The organism is Pseudofrankia sp. EUN1h (assembly GCF_001854645.1).
Lineage (GTDB): Bacteria > Actinomycetota > Actinomycetes > Frankiales > Frankiaceae > Pseudofrankia > Pseudofrankia saprophytica.
Genome location: NZ_MBLN01000046.1, coordinates 39,741 through 53,387 on the forward strand (window position 1 = coordinate 39,741; position 13,647 = coordinate 53,387).

Below are 13,647 nucleotides of genomic sequence, written 5' to 3' on the forward strand. Positions count from 1 at the left end.
TTGTAGCTTGTCCTTCCCCTCGACCTCTGGCCAATGGAGGATCCGTGCCGTCCATCGAGGATGTAGCCGCCCGCGAGATCCTGGATTCGCGTGGCAACCCCACCGTCGAGGTCGAGGTCCTGCTCGACGACGGCACGGAGGCCCGCGCCGCGGTCCCCAGCGGAGCGAGCACCGGCGCCTTCGAGGCGGTCGAGCTGCGTGACGGTGACGACCGCTACGGCGGCAAKGGCGTGACCAAGGCCGTCGAGGCGGTCATCGACCGGATCGRCCCGGCGCTGATCGACCTGGGCCTGGACGCCACCGACCAGCGGCTGATCGACGCGACGCTGATCGACCTCGACGGCACCCCGGACAAGTCGAGCCTCGGCGCGAACGCGATCCTCGGCGTGAGCCTCGCGGTCGCCAAGGCCGCCGCCAAGTCGAGCAACCTCCCGCTGTTCCGCTACGTCGGCGGCCCGAGCGCCCACCTGCTGCCGGTGCCGATGCTGAACATCCTCAACGGCGGCGCGCACGCGGACACCAACGTCGACATCCAGGAGTTCATGGTCGCGCCGATCGGCGCGAGCACGTTCGCCGAGGCGCTGCGCTGGGGGACCGAGGTCTACCACTCGCTCAAGAGCGTCCTCAAGGGCCGGGGCCTGGGCACCGGCGTCGGCGACGAGGGCGGCTTCGCCCCGGACCTGCCAACCAACCGTGAGGCCCTGGACCTGATCGCCGAGGCGATCCAGAAGGCCGGCTTCACCGTCGGCGAGGACGTCGCGCTCGCGCTCGATGTCGCCAGCACCGAGTTCTTCCAGGACGGCGCGTACCGGTTCGAGGGCACCGGCAAGTCCGCCGAGCAGCTGACCGACTACTACGCCGAGCTGGTGGCGTCCTACCCGATCGTCTCGATCGAGGACCCGCTGGCCGAGGACGACTGGGAGGGCTGGCAGGCGATCACCAGCCGGCTCGGCGCCAAGGTCCAGCTCGTCGGCGACGACCTGTTCGTGACCAACCCGGAGCGCCTCGCCCGCGGCATCGCGGCTGGCGCGGCGAACGCGCTGCTCGTCAAGGTCAACCAGATCGGCACCCTGACGGAGACGCTCGACGCCGTCGACCTCGCGCACCGCTCCGGCTACCGGACGATGATGTCGCACCGGTCCGGCGAGACCGAGGACACGACGATCGCCGACCTCGCCGTCGCGGTGGGCAGCGGGCAGATCAAGACCGGCGCCCCGGCGCGCAGCGAACGAGTGGCCAAGTACAACCAGCTCCTGCGGATCGAGGAGCAGCTCGACGCGGCGGCGCGCTACGCCGGCGCGGGCGCGTTCCCGCGGCGCGTGGCCGGCTGAGCCGCCCAACCGGCTGACCAGCTGCCATGCCGCGCCTGCCCCGGCGGACGACGCTCACCACCCGTGCCACCCTGCTGGCCGTGGTGATCTGCGTGCTCGTGCTGACGCTCGCCTATCCGCTGCGGCTCTACCTGCAGCAGCAGGCGGACATCGCCGCGCTGGCCAAACAGAACGCGGCGGCGCAGGCGCGCGTCGACGCGCTGCGCGCGACGGTCTCGAAATACGACGACGACGCCTGGGTCGAGGACGAGGCGCGCCGAAGGCTGCACTACGTCAAGCCGGGGGAAACGACCTACCTGGTGCCCGTCACGCCGTCGCCGAGCCCGGCGGCGGCGGGCGGTCGCGGGCGCTCCAGCCCCGACGACGCCTGGTACAGCCAGCTCTGGTCCCAGGCGAGCGGGCGTTGAGCGGCCCGCGCGGCCGCGGAGCACAGCCAGGACACGGCGCGTGGCCAGATGAGTGACGGGGGCGGGCGGGAAGCGGCCGGTGGTCTGGACCGCGATCTCGAGGTCGTCGAGGAGCAGCTCGGACGGCGGCCGAGGGCGGTCCGGCGGGTCGCGCACCGCTGCTCCTGCGGCCTGCCCGACGTCGTCGAGACGGCGCCGCGGCTGGAGGACGCCACCCCGTTCCCGACGCTGTACTACCTGACCTGCCCCCGGGCCGCGGCAGCGATCTCCCGGCTGGAGGCGGCCGGGGTGATGCGGGAGATGACGGCCCGCCTCGGCGAGGACCCGGGGCTCGCCGCGGCCTACCGCGCCGCCCACGCGGACTACCTCGCCCGCCGGGACGCGCTGGACGTGCTGCCGGGCAACCCGGGCGCCGGCGGCATGCCGGACCGGGTCAAGTGCCTGCACGTGCTCGCCGCCCACAGCCTGGCGGCGGGACCCGGGGTGAACCCGTTCGGCGACGAGGCGCTCGCCGCCACCGGCGACTGGGGCGCCCGCGGGCCTTGCGTCCAGTCCCCGTCACCCGTGACAGCGGGGACGACCGGACCTCTCAGCGGACCTTCTGACGACGAGGACGAGAAGGGAGCGGGCGGATGAGCCGTGTCGCAGCCATCGACTGCGGTACCAACTCGATTCGGCTGCTGGTCGCCGACATCGAGCCCGGCGATGGCCAGGGACCCGGCGAAGCCGGGCCGCGACTGCGCGAGTTGACCCGCCGGATGGAGATCGTCCGGCTTGGCGCCGGGGTGGACCGCACCGGTGAGCTCGCCCCCGAGGCGCTGAAGCGCACCCTTGCCGCGCTGCGTGACTACGCCGCCGAGATCGACCGGCTGGGCGCCACCAGGGTGCGGATGGTCGCCACCAGCGCGACCCGGGACGCGCGCAACCGCGCCGAGCTCGTCGACGGGGTGCGGGCGATCCTCGGGGTCGACCCCGAGGTGATCACCGGCGACGAGGAGGCCGCGCTGTCCTACGCCGGCGCCGCGGCGGAGCTGCCCGGCGCCGCGACCCCCATCCTGGTCGCCGACATCGGCGGCGGCTCCACCGAGCTGGTGCTCGGCGACGCCTCCGGGGTGCTCGCCGCCCGGTCGGTGAACGTCGGCTGCGTCCGGATGGCCGAGCGCCATTTCCGTTCCGACCCGCCCGACCCGGACGAGGCGGCGGCGATCGTCGCCGACGTCCACGCCGCCCTCGACCTGGCCGAGCAGGTGGTGCCGATCCGTACGGCGGCGACGCTCGTCGGGGTCGCCGGCACGGTCACCACGGTCGCGGCGCTGGCCGCCGGCCTGCCCGAGTACGACTCCGACCGGATCCACCTGCTGTCCACTCCAGCCGAGGCGATCGCGGAGGTGACCGGCAAGCTGCTGGCGATGACGCACTCCGAGCGGGCCGCCCTCCCGGTCATGCACCCAGGCCGGGTCGACGTCATCGCGGCGGGCGCGCTGGTGCTGCGCACCCTCGTGGAGCGGGTGGGGCTGCCGGCGGTGGTGGCCAGCGAGCGCGACATCCTCGACGGCATCGCCTTCTCGCTTGGACGCTGAGGAACCGGGCTCGCGGGCGCCGGTGGGGCCGGGGACCGGCTGGCCCGGCGACCCGGCGACGGCGGCGACGCCGGTGGCCCGGTCGCCCGGGGACGCCGCCCGGCTGGCCGCGACGGCACCGGACGCGGCCGAGGTCGACGCCCGCTCGTCGGTCTGCCGGGCCTGCCCACGGCTGGTGGCGTGGCGCGAGGAGGTCGCGCGGGCCCGTCGAGCCGCGTACGCCACCGAGCGGTACTGGGGTCGCCCGATGCCCTCGTTCGGGCCGCCGGACGCGCGCGTGCTGCTGGTGGGGCTCGCGCCAGCCGCGCACGGCGGCAACCGCACCGGCCGGATCTTCACCGGTGACCGCAGCGGCGACTGGCTGTTCGCGGCGCTGCACCGGGCGGGTCTCGCGAGCGTGGCGACGTCGACGGCGGCGGGCGACGGCCAGCGGATGCTGGGGGCGAGGATCACGGCGGCGGTGCGCTGCGCGCCACCGGTCAACAAGCCCACGCCGGCCGAGCGGGATGCCTGCCGACCCTGGCTGGTCCGTGAGCTGGAGCTTCTCCGCCCGACGCTGCGGGCCGTCGTGGTGCTCGGCGGTTTCGCCTGGCAGGCGCTCTGGCCGGGGCTGAAGGCCGCCGGCTACCCGGTGCCTGCCCCTCGTCCCGCCTTCGGCCATGGCACCCGCGTCGAGCTGCCCGACGGGCCGCTGCTGCTCGGCTGTTACCACCCCAGCCAGCAGAACACCTTCACCGGTCGGGTCACGGCCGAGATGCTCGAGGACGTGCTGTCCGCCGCCGCCCGGCATGCCGGCCTGGGCCCGCCCGACGACGACCGCGGCGCGCGCGACGGCGCTGACATCCGGACCGGGCCGGGCAGCCGGTAACCGGGCAAAGAGCTCGCAAGAGACAGGCCGGCCACCCGAATTGCCCTGGGCCATGCCACCTATGGATCGCCCGACCCGCGCGGTCGTGGCCTATATCACCGGTGTCTCGTACGTCATAGTCGGCTAGCCAAATGATGTATTCGTGGTCCACGTCACGTCTGGGCGGCTTCGGCGCGGCGGTACCCGAGGTGCCCGTCTCGCGCTTGGGGCGTACCAGTTGGCGCCGTGGGTACCGCCTTTCCCATGGCATTTGGTGGGGAGCCACGCATCCTCGTCGTCGGCGGTGGTTACGTCGGGATGTACACGGCCCTGCGGCTGCGGCGCCGGCTGCGTCCAGGTGAGGCGAGCGTGACCGTCGTCGAGCCCAACTCCTACATGACCTACCAGCCGTTCCTGCCGGAGGCGGCTGCCGGCAACCTGGAGCCACGGCATGTGGTTGTCCCGTTGCGCAAGGTGCTTCGTGGCTGTGAGATGATCAGTGGGCGGGTTACCAGCATCGCGCACGCGTATCGTCTCGCCACGGTCCGTACTGTCGGCGGTGACGAGTACGACCTTGGTTACGACATCCTCGTGCTGGCGCCCGGCTCGGTCGCCCGCACGCTGCCGATCCCGGGGCTCGCGGATCTCGGCGTCGGATTCAAGTCGGTCGCCGAGGCTATTTACCTGCGGAACAAGGTGATAAATCGGATCGACGCCGCGGCGTCGACGCGCGACCCCGTCGAACGCGTCCGCGCGCTCACCTTCGTCTTCATCGGCGGCGGATACGCGGGAATTGAAGCGCTCGCGGAGCTCGAGGACATGTCGCGTTACGCGTGTTCCTATTATCCTGACATTAGTCCGAACGACCTGCGATGGGTGCTCGTCGAGGCGACCGACCGCATTCTTCCCGAGGTCTCGCCGGCCATGGGGCTTTACACCGTCAAACAGCTCGAGCACCGTGGGATCGAGGTCCGGCTGAGCCGGCGCGTCACCAGCCTGGTGAACGGCCACGTCGAACTCGACGACGGCACCGAGTTCGACGCGGACACGATCGTGTGGACCGCGGGCGTGCGCGCCAACCCGGTGCTCGGCCACACCGACCTGCCCCTCGACGAACGAGGCAGGCTGCGGGCCAACCCCTTCCTTCAGGTCGAGGGGGTTCCCGACGCCTGGACGGCGGGCGACTGCGCCGCCGTGCCCGACCTGACCGGGCCGCCGGGCGCCACCACGAGCCCGTCGGCCCAGCACGCCGTCCGCCAGGCTCGCAGGCTCGCGGACAATCTGGTCGCCCACCTGCGCCGCGAGCCGATCCAGCCATACGAGCACAGGTACGCCGGCAGCGTGGCCTCCCTCGGCCTGCACCGTGGCGTCGCCGACGTCTATGGCATCAAGCTGCACGGGTGGCCGGCCTGGTTCATGCACCGGACCTACCACCTCAGCCGCCTGCCGACCTTCAACCGGAAGGCCCGCGTGCTGGCCGACTGGACGCTGGCCCTCCTCTTCCAGCGGGAGATCGTCTCGCTCGGCTCGCTCGCCGACCCGCGGGCCGACTTCCGGCGCGCGACCGCGGCGCCATCCGAGCCCGCCCCCGCCGCCGTCAGAACCGGCGCGGGCATCGCCAGGGGATGGCCGATCGGCCCGGTATGACGGCGCCGGATGCGTTGCCGGGCATGGCATCCGCGCGGGTGGGCCGCGACGCGGAGCGGACATATCGTCCTATGCGGAAGCAGTCGAAGACCATGACCGTCCTGTGATGACCACGCGACTTCCTATGACGGTCCGCACCGATCTGTCCGCGCGTTGTTCACCTCAACGTCACGAAGGGTGACGACTGCCCCGTCTGTCCGCCGTCCGGGTGATTTCTCCATGTTGTGTTATTCCCAGAACCTACGTAGCGTGGTAGAAATATCAGCGATGTAGACGAGCCGGTGTATCCCAACAGGTAGAGGAGGCTGTCCTAAAAACAGCTCGAGTGTCGGTTCGACTCCGACCACCGGCACGAGCCAGCGTTCCATGCTTGCCGCCTTTGGCGGCTTCGCCGAGGGCCGCGATATTGCCCCGGGGCCGAGCCCCGGACCCCGCGCCAAGGGGGCTTCGCCCCCTTGGATCCCCCTCCGGTCTCGCGGCTTCGCCGAGAGTGGCGATATTGCCCCGAGCCCGGACCTCGAGGGAAGGGGCTTCGCCCCTTGGACCTCGCTTCGGTTGCGCTTGCTGGGGTTTCTTGTATTGGTTGACTGTGGGGCTCATTGTGCTTCCGGCGCGCGTTGTCGTGGCCGTTCTGTAGCTCTGGGTACCCAGGTTCGCTCCCGCCTCGCCCGGTAGGGGCGGTTCCGCCTGGCCGGCTCGGCGCGCCGGGCGGCGAGTGCCCCTCGATGGGCCGGCGGGGTATGGGGAACCGCTGGGTGCGGGGTGACGTTTATCGTTTGCGGTTAGTGCTGGGTGGCGTGCGGGGCACGCTCCGGCGCGCGGGGCGGCAGGGCGCTGCTCAGTAGGTCAGCGCGAAGAGGGCGGCGAGCCGACATGGCGAGGATGCGATCAAGTAACCCGGTCTTCACCCGGATGCGTTCGGCACCGGCCGGTCGGGATGAGACAACCTGGCCGCCGAACCCGCGGGGCGGGATGCCCGGAGCGCCGACGCCGGAGGACCTGGCGCGGATCTACCGGCAGCCGAACGGGCTCACCATCGATGACGTCGTGATGCACACGCTCGGGCTGTTCGGGCTGGCGGGCGTCGGCGGTCTCGTCGGCTGGCTGCTCGTTCCGGGCTCGCCCGGACTGGTCATGGTCGCCGGCATCGCGGGGTTCGTCCTGAGCCTGGTGATCGGGTTCAGCGGGCGGGCGACGCCGCCCCTGGTGATCGCGTTCGCGGTGCTGGCCGGTATCGGCGCCGGCGGCCTCTCCCGGACGTACGAGTCGGCCTACTCGGGGATCATTCCCCAGGCCCTGCTCGGTACAGCCCTGATCTTCACGACCATGCTGATCGCCTACCGCAGCCGCCGCATCCGGGCGACGCCGCGGCTGGCGCGCATCGTCGGCTCGGTGCTGCTCGCCGTCGTCGCCCTGAGCCTGATCGATCTCGTGCTGCGGCTCACGACCGGCAGCCACCTGCCGGTGATGAACGACGCCACCCCGCTGGGGATCCTGTTCAGCCTGGTGGTGCTGGTGTTCGCCAGCCTGCAGTTCATCCTCGACTTCGACTACATCGAGCAGGCGGTGGCGGCCAGGGCGCCCCGCGCGGAAGCGTGGCGGGCCGCGTACGGCCTGCTCATCGGCTTCCTCTGGGTCTACCTGGAAATGCTCCGCCTCCTGTCGAAGCTGCGCCGCTAGGGCGGGAAGGAGGCCAGGGCGCCGGCGCGTCCCGCCCTGGACCTTCCAGATCGCCGGCCTTCCAGGTCGCCGGCCTTCTACATCGCGGTCCTGCCGGATCGGCGGCGAGGCCGATCCGGCAGGAACCCCGCCGCCGAGACGGTCAGCCTGAGCGGGTGGGGCCCGCGGTATCGATGGTGACGCGGATCAGGCAGCGCTGGTCGCGGACCATCGCGGCCCGGTAGTCGTCCCAGTCGGGGTGCTCACCGGAGACACCGCGGTAGTAGGCGATCAGGCCGTCCATCGCCGCTGGGAGCGTGACGATCTCGGCGTGGCCGCTGATCTGCGCCCAGGCGCCGAAGAAGCCGTCGTTCAGCACGCACAGGTCGACCGCCGGCTCGCGTTCGATGTTGCGCACCTTGTAGGCGGTCAGGCGGCTGCTGATGATGACCAGGCCGGCTTCGTCGACCCCGACGGTGACGGGTGACAGCTGCGGCCCGCCGTCGCGACGGCGGGTCGCCAGCACCGCTCGGTGATTCTCCTGGACGAACGCGCGTGCGGCATCGACATCCATGCCGCCATTGTCGCGGAGGCGAGATCGGTCGGATCCCCCGCGGTGCCGCGGCCTGGCTCGGTAGGGCCTCGGAGTCAGACCCTGATCGCGCGGCGGCGCATGTCGGACTCGTGGACGAGCGCGGCGGCGTAGCAGTGTGGGAGGTCGTACTCGTCGCGCAGCCAGTTGACACGCTCCGGGAACCGCAGCAGGCCTGGGCCGTCGGCGATCCGCGCGAGCCAATGGGCTAGATCGTGGCCGGTGACCTTTGGAAGGCGCTCGATGAGACTCTGGTGGGTCTGCGGGGTCTGGACGGAGCGAAACTGAGACATGGGCGCCTCCTGAGCTGAACCCGGCGTCAACGGACCATGAAGGGAGGGTGCATCACGACGAACGGTAGGGCAAGACCCGGCGTCGTCCTCGTCAGGTAAGGTGCCCGGATGTCGGAATCGGTCCATGGGCCGGCCCGCGATCTGGCCCGCGAGCTCCACCGGTTGCTCGACCGCCTCCGGAGCTGGAGCGCGGCCTCCTGGGGCGTGCGCGCGGCCGCCGGTGGCACGCGGGCCGAGCGGGCCACGGCGCTGGCCCGTGAGCTGGCTCGGCTGAGCCGCGTGGCGGGCTCCGGAGCCCCCGACGGCGCGCAGCCGCCACCACTCGCCGCCCACGGCCTCGCCGACCAGCTGACCGTGCTCGCGGAGGACCTGCTCGACCTGCTCAGCCGGGCCGACCTCGACCCGGCCCGGCGCGCCCAGCTCATCGCCGAGTCCCACGAGGTCGTGACCGCGGCCCGCGCCGACCTCGACGGCGTCGGTTTCGGCTTCGCCGGCACTCGCGGCCGCTGAGACGACGGTTCGCTACCCGGCCCCAGCGGGTACCGGTGTGGACAGACGGTAGTCGGCGGTGAGTGCGGCGAGGATCGGGACGGCGACGATCCGGGAGCCGTCCAACGTGTAGTGGACACCGTCGCGGGTCCTGGCCAGCACGGTATGGCCGGCCGGGTTGCGTAGATAGTCGCTGTAGTGGCCCTGATCGGTCAGCTCGGGCGTCAGGTCGAGGAACTCGGCGCCGGGCACCTGGCGGGCGGCGTCCGCCACGGCGGCGTTGAGCTGGCGGAAGTAGCCATCGAGCCGGCCGGAACGCGCTGGCGGCAGGCTGGCCCAGTACACCCGGCGCTGTCCGCCGTCCGTCCAGATCCGGAGCAGGACCAGCGCGCGGCGCCGGTACTCGTCGGCCCACCGCGGCGACCCGGCTGGCAGGACCGTGCCGTCAGGCAGCGTGATGCCCTGGCCGTCGTTCGCGCCGAGAGCCACGACGACGACCTCCGGGTCACGGGCCGCGATCTGCTCGCGGGCGTGGCTCGCCCAGTCGAAGAAGTCCGGCCGCACAAGGCCGGTGCCGAACCGGGTGTCGGTCTGCGCCCTTACGGTGGCCGGCCCGGTGTTCGCGATCGTCGGTCCCAGCGACTCGGTCAGCGAGTCGCCGGTGACGAGGACGCGCAGTGGGTCGGCGGTCGTCGGGACCCGGACCGGGGCGGGCGCGGGCGGCGGGGGTGTGACCAGCCCTTTTCCCCCCATCCGCGGCTCGGCCGTGGTGGCCGCGGACTTCTCCTGGCCCGCGGCGGTGACCAGCTCGGAGTGGGTGGCCGGGGCGCCATGCCCGAAGAACGCCGAGAGCCGCCTGCTTGGCCAGTCGAGGCCGAGTGGGTGGGTGACGGTCGCGAGCGGCCGGGCGAGGGCCAGGACGACGTCGCGGGTCGTGCCCGCCGGCATTCCCTCGCCGGCGTGGACCGCCGCCGGCGCGCGCAGCACCGCCATCGCGGCCAGCGACAGCGTGACCAGCGCGAACGCGCGCCGGGCGGACACGACCCGTGACGACGAACTTGCCGCCGACGCCGACGCCGACGCCGACGCCGACGGTGGCGGTGGCGGTGGCGGCGGTGCGGGTGGCGGGTTCGACGGTCCCCGCGGTGCCGGCGCGGGAAGGCGTCGCGACGGGCCGGGCTCGCCGGTGTCCGTCGCGCCGTCGCGCCCGGTCGGCGTCTCGTCCACGTCCGCCTGGGTGTCCACGGCCCACGAGCCTGCCACGCCGCTACGTATCGTCTCCATCAACGACACGAACCGTTTCCTCCGTCGATTCGGTCTCCCTCACCGAACTGCCGGATTGACTCTGGGTGATATCGGGGCGCCTCGTCAGAACCGAAAGTAAATGAACGGGGCGACGTCCTGCTGGCCGACGAACGAGTACATGACCAGCAGGAAGGCGGCGACGGCGAGCGCCTGGACGGGCAGCCTCAGCTGGTCGAAGGCACCCTGGGCCGCCGCCCACCAGCGCGCCGGCACCGCGGCCAGGCCAAGGCCGACGACGATCGCGAGGATCACTGTCGGCGTCACCAGGCCGACGGCGAGACCACCGGTCACCAGCCGGCGCAGGATCTCCCCGGTGGTCGTCAGGTCGGGGGACCGGAACAGCACCCAGGCGGCGCAGACAAGGTGGAAGGTCACGATCCGGCGCACCCAGCGGCCAGCCGCCGTCCCCGCCGTTTCGGGTGCTTCCGTCCCCGGTGCCGCGGTCCCCGGTGCCACCGTGACGAGCCGCGCCGCGACTGGGGCTGGAGCTTGAGCCACGGCCGTCAACGCCGGCGTGAGGGCGGGGGAGCCGGCCGGATCGAGCCTGGCGGGGTCACCGCCCGCACGCGGATGCGGGATGGTCCCCGAACGGGCGGCATGGTCGGCGGCCAGCGGCATGAGCGCGTCGACCGGGCGGCGGTGGCCGTGGGGGCGGGCGCGGCGGCGGACGAACGCGCGCTCGGCCGCCAGACCGGCCCCGTGCGCCGCGCCCCAGCAGACGAACGTCCAGGCCGCTCCGTGCCACAGCCCGCCGAGAACCATCGTGATCAGCAGGTTCAGCTGGGTGCGGCGCGGGCCGCGCCGGCTGCCACCAAGTGGCACGTAGACGTAGTCGCGCAGCCAGCGTGAGAGCGTCAGGTGCCAGCGTCGCCAGAACTCACGCAGGCTGGTCGCCGCGTACGGCCGGTCGAAGTTGTCCGGGAAGCGGAAGCCCAGCAGCAGGGCGATCCCGATGGCGATGTCCGAGTAGGCCGAGAAGTCACAGTAGATCTGCACGGCGTAGCCGTAGATCGCGACGAGTACCTCGATGGACGAGTGCTGCCCCGGCGTGTCGAAGACCGGGTCGACCAGGCGGCGGGCCAGCAGGTCGGCCAGCACCACCTTCTTGACCAGGCCGCCGCAGATCAGGAAGACGGCGCGGGTCGCCGGGACGGCGGCGCGGTCGCGCGGGCTCGCCAGCTGCGGGATGAACTCCCGTGCCCGCACGATCGGCCCGGCGACCAGGTGCGGGAAGAACGCCTCGTAGACGGCGAAGTCGATCAACTTCGCCGGCCTGGTGTCGCCGCGCCAGACGTCGATGACGTACGAGAGCGCCTGGAACGTGAAGAAGGAGATGCCGATCGGCAGCGCCACCTGCAGGAGGGGCAGCGGTGCGCCGAGCCCGATCTGGTCGAGCGTTCGGTCCACCGACAGGGCGAAGAACCCGTAGTACTTGAACCAGGCCAGGAGGCCGAGATCCGCCGCGATCGCGCCGATCAGGATCCTTCGGTCACGGCGGCGGGCCAGCAGGGTGGCGGCGGCCTGGTTGACCAGCGTCGACGCGACGAGCAGGAGCACGAACCGGGTGTCCGTGTAGCCGTAGAAGAAGTAGCTCGCCGCCAGCATGAACGGCTTCCAGTACCGCGGCCGCGGCATCAGCCACCACGACAGGGCCATCACGACCAGGAAGAAGGCGGCGAACTCGATCGTCGGAAAGACCACATGCACCGCCCTCGTCGCCATCGGTAGCCGGTGTCACCTTACTCAAGGTGATCCCATCGATACTGATAGCGACTGTCGGTGGCGAGGCCGGTAACTCTCACATGCCGGGCTTGATCACCATCAGGAAGACGATCGCGACCCAGCAGGACGTGGTGACCAGGCCGGTGAGGGCGAGCCACGGGAGCCGATGGCGGGCCGCCATCCCGGTCTGCTCGATCTCGGCGACCGCCGTCGCGACGCCGCTGGCCAGGATGGTGACCGTGAGCAGGGTGGCGATCGCCCAGAGGGCCACGGAGCTGGTGATCCAGCCGTCTCCGTAGTGGCGCACGCTGCCGAACGGCCCCTGCCGGACCAGGACCAGGCCGAGGGCGACGACGCCGAGCGAGGCCGCGGCGGCCAGCCGCAGCACCAGCGGCGCCGGGCGCAGCAGCGGGAGCGCCCGCAGGCCGACGAACGTCATCGCGGGCAGGCAGAGCCCCGCGAAGGCCAGCGGGCTGATCACGAACAGGGCGCCCACGACGTGCAGGGCCAGAACCAGCCCGTACGGCCCACTGTGCGGCATGCGCACGACGCTACCGACCGCCCGAAGCGCCGCGAGGGCCGGCCCCGCCGCGAGGGCCGGCCCCACGCCCGCCTGCCGGGTCCGCGATCGTCGCCTCCTGCTGGGATGAGCGCGCGGCGCTCGTCTCAGCAGGGCGTCATCGGTCTGTCACAGGCCTATCGCGTGCTGGTACAGGTCTCGGATCGCCGGGCCGAACCAGGTGCCATAGATGGTGCCGGGATCTGCCGAGTAGGCGTAGCTGACCACCGAGTCCACGGTGCCCCCGCCACCGGCGAACCCGGTGAACCAGGCGCCTCCGCTCGCGCCGGCGGTCATGGCGCAGGGCACGCCGAGCGAGGTCCCGCCGTTGGGGTCGGCGGTGGGCGTGGCGGAGCAGTACATCAGCGTCGTGCCGTCGTAGGGCGGAAGCTTCGGGTAGCCGAGAACGGTCTGCGGCTGCCGGCCCGTCCCGAAGCCGATCGGGAAGGCCCCGCCGATCACGGCCTGGACCGTTMGGCCGCCGAGCGGCCGCAGGGCCAGGAAACCCACGTCCTCGCTGAAGTTCTGCTGGTATCCCCAGCCGTTCGTGACGGTCAGCTGCCGGGCATGCCAGACGCCGTAGGGCGAGGCGCCGTTCGCGTAGCCGGGGATGAAGATGACGTTGGTGGCGAACCCGCCTCTCGCGCCCCCCTCGTGCAGGCAGTGCCCGGCGGTCAGCACGAGGTCGCCGCCGGTGCTGTCGACCACGGTGCCGGAGCAGGCGTAGTCGGTGCCGGCGATCGTGCTGAACAACGCTCCCTCGGCGCGTGCCGCGAGCCCGCCGCCGCGGTAGGGCATGACCTGGTTGCCCGCGAGCGGTACCCGGCCGGGCACCGCGGCGCTGGGTACCACAGCGCCGGACAGTTGGCCGTCGGGTGGCTGGGCGTCGGGTCGCTGGACGCCGGGTGGCTGGGCGTCGGGCGAGCGCGGGCCAGGCGCCAGGCCCGCGGCCGGGCTGGCGGGCTGGGCGTCCGGCGCGAGTGTGCCGGGCCGCTGGGCGACGTCGCCGTCGACGGCCTGGGCCCGGCGCCCCGGCGTCCAGTAGCGCGCCAGTTCCTCGTCGGTCTGCGCCTGGCGTTGGGACGTCACCGGAGCCGTCGGGACCCCGGCGACGGGATCGTCGGTCACGCCCGAGGACGCGGGCTCCGACGAGGGGCTCGGGGCCGGTCCCAGCAGGAACAGGGCGGCGATGGCCGCCACCGCGACCGTGAGCCCG

General features: G+C 72.3%; 14 protein-coding genes and 1 tRNA gene. 9 read left to right on the forward strand and 6 right to left on the reverse strand.

What is annotated here, in order from left to right; translation table 11 throughout:
• Positions 1 to 44: 44 nt before the first annotated feature.
• The 8 genes from eno (at position 45) to BCD49_RS12550 (ending at position 7,492) form a co-directional block, all read left to right on the forward strand.
• Positions 45 to 1,331, forward strand: a complete 1,287-nt coding sequence (gene eno, locus BCD49_RS12515; RefSeq protein WP_071041505.1) for a phosphopyruvate hydratase — start codon at positions 45 to 47, stop codon at positions 1,329 to 1,331.
• A gap of 26 nt (positions 1,332 to 1,357) precedes the next feature.
• Positions 1,358 to 1,738 carry an FtsB family cell division protein gene (locus tag BCD49_RS12520; RefSeq protein ID WP_007511456.1) on the forward strand — a complete coding sequence of 127 codons (381 nt, stop codon included), beginning with the start codon at positions 1,358 to 1,360 and terminating at the stop codon, positions 1,736 to 1,738.
• 48 nt (positions 1,739 to 1,786) lie between these two features.
• Entirely contained in the window at positions 1,787 to 2,374 is a 588-nt protein-coding gene (locus tag BCD49_RS12525) for a DUF501 domain-containing protein (RefSeq protein ID WP_007511458.1), read from the forward strand.
• Positions 2,371 to 3,318, forward strand: a complete 948-nt coding sequence (locus BCD49_RS12530) for a Ppx/GppA phosphatase family protein (protein ID WP_007511460.1) — start codon at positions 2,371 to 2,373, stop codon at positions 3,316 to 3,318. The genes BCD49_RS12525 and BCD49_RS12530 overlap by 4 nt, the downstream gene beginning before the upstream one ends.
• On the forward strand, positions 3,308 to 4,186 hold the full coding sequence (locus BCD49_RS12535; protein WP_071041506.1) for a uracil-DNA glycosylase: 879 nt from the start codon (positions 3,308 to 3,310) through the stop codon (positions 4,184 to 4,186). The genes BCD49_RS12530 and BCD49_RS12535 overlap by 11 nt, the downstream gene beginning before the upstream one ends.
• 243 nt (positions 4,187 to 4,429) lie before the next feature.
• Positions 4,430 to 5,812, forward strand: a complete 1,383-nt coding sequence (locus tag BCD49_RS12540) for an NAD(P)/FAD-dependent oxidoreductase (RefSeq protein ID WP_007511463.1) — start codon at positions 4,430 to 4,432, stop codon at positions 5,810 to 5,812.
• Between the two features lie 277 nt (positions 5,813 to 6,089).
• Positions 6,090 to 6,164 (forward strand) — tRNA-Leu (locus BCD49_RS12545).
• A 521-nt stretch (positions 6,165 to 6,685) separates the two neighbouring features.
• The gene (locus BCD49_RS12550; RefSeq protein ID WP_007511468.1) at positions 6,686 to 7,492 is read left to right on the forward strand and encodes a Bax inhibitor-1/YccA family protein; all 807 of its coding nucleotides are present in this window, start codon (positions 6,686 to 6,688) and stop codon (positions 7,490 to 7,492) included.
• A gap of 142 nt (positions 7,493 to 7,634) precedes the next feature.
• Here the strand turns inward: BCD49_RS12550 and BCD49_RS12555 are convergent, their stop codons facing one another.
• The gene (locus tag BCD49_RS12555) at positions 7,635 to 8,045 is read right to left on the reverse strand and encodes a PPOX class F420-dependent oxidoreductase (protein WP_027140414.1); all 411 of its coding nucleotides are present in this window, start codon (positions 8,043 to 8,045) and stop codon (positions 7,635 to 7,637) included.
• A 74-nt stretch (positions 8,046 to 8,119) separates the two neighbouring features.
• A complete protein-coding gene (locus BCD49_RS12560; protein ID WP_007511471.1) occupies positions 8,120 to 8,356 on the reverse strand; it encodes a DUF4287 domain-containing protein in 237 nt (78 codons plus the stop codon).
• Between the two features lie 108 nt (positions 8,357 to 8,464).
• Here BCD49_RS12560 and BCD49_RS12565 point away from each other — a divergent pair, with 108 nt between their 5' ends.
• Positions 8,465 to 8,866, forward strand: a complete 402-nt coding sequence (locus BCD49_RS12565; RefSeq protein WP_007511474.1) for a hypothetical protein — start codon at positions 8,465 to 8,467, stop codon at positions 8,864 to 8,866.
• A 12-nt stretch (positions 8,867 to 8,878) separates the two neighbouring features.
• Here the strand turns inward: BCD49_RS12565 and BCD49_RS12570 are convergent, their stop codons facing one another.
• From BCD49_RS12570 to BCD49_RS12590, 4 genes are all read right to left on the reverse strand, one after another.
• Positions 8,879 to 10,108 carry an SGNH/GDSL hydrolase family protein gene (locus BCD49_RS12570; RefSeq protein WP_241832311.1) on the reverse strand — a complete coding sequence of 410 codons (1,230 nt, stop codon included), beginning with the start codon at positions 10,106 to 10,108 and terminating at the stop codon, positions 8,879 to 8,881.
• 105 nt (positions 10,109 to 10,213) lie between these two features.
• Positions 10,214 to 11,851, reverse strand: a complete 1,638-nt coding sequence (locus BCD49_RS12580) for an MBOAT family O-acyltransferase (protein WP_007511478.1) — start codon at positions 11,849 to 11,851, stop codon at positions 10,214 to 10,216.
• Between the two features lie 97 nt (positions 11,852 to 11,948).
• Positions 11,949 to 12,413, reverse strand: coding sequence for a hypothetical protein (locus BCD49_RS12585; protein WP_027140415.1), 465 nt, complete (start codon positions 12,411 to 12,413; stop codon positions 11,949 to 11,951).
• A 147-nt stretch (positions 12,414 to 12,560) separates the two neighbouring features.
• Positions 12,561 to 13,631, reverse strand: a complete 1,071-nt coding sequence (locus BCD49_RS12590; protein WP_083401406.1) for a trypsin-like serine peptidase — start codon at positions 13,629 to 13,631, stop codon at positions 12,561 to 12,563.
• Between the last annotated feature and the right edge of the window lie 16 nt (positions 13,632 to 13,647).

What these genes read in the sequence shown, in the direction of transcription:
- BCD49_RS12520 (WP_007511456.1), top strand. Translation starts at nt 1,358, where the DNA reads ATGCCGCGCCTGCCCCGGCGGACGACGCTCACCACCCGTGCCACCCTG.
- BCD49_RS12525 (WP_007511458.1), top strand. Translation starts at nt 1,787, where the DNA reads ATGAGTGACGGGGGCGGGCGGGAAGCGGCCGGTGGTCTGGACCGCGAT.
- BCD49_RS12530 (WP_007511460.1), top strand. Translation starts at nt 2,371, where the DNA reads ATGAGCCGTGTCGCAGCCATCGACTGCGGTACCAACTCGATTCGGCTG.
- BCD49_RS12540 (WP_007511463.1), top strand. Translation starts at nt 4,430, where the DNA reads ATGGCATTTGGTGGGGAGCCACGCATCCTCGTCGTCGGCGGTGGTTAC.
- BCD49_RS12550 (WP_007511468.1), top strand. Translation starts at nt 6,686, where the DNA reads ATGGCGAGGATGCGATCAAGTAACCCGGTCTTCACCCGGATGCGTTCG.
- BCD49_RS12555 (WP_027140414.1), bottom strand. Translation starts at nt 8,045, where the DNA reads ATGGATGTCGATGCCGCACGCGCGTTCGTCCAGGAGAATCACCGAGCG.
- BCD49_RS12560 (WP_007511471.1), bottom strand. Translation starts at nt 8,356, where the DNA reads ATGTCTCAGTTTCGCTCCGTCCAGACCCCGCAGACCCACCAGAGTCTC.
- BCD49_RS12565 (WP_007511474.1), top strand. Translation starts at nt 8,465, where the DNA reads ATGTCGGAATCGGTCCATGGGCCGGCCCGCGATCTGGCCCGCGAGCTC.
- BCD49_RS12585 (WP_027140415.1), bottom strand. Translation starts at nt 12,413, where the DNA reads ATGCCGCACAGTGGGCCGTACGGGCTGGTTCTGGCCCTGCACGTCGTG.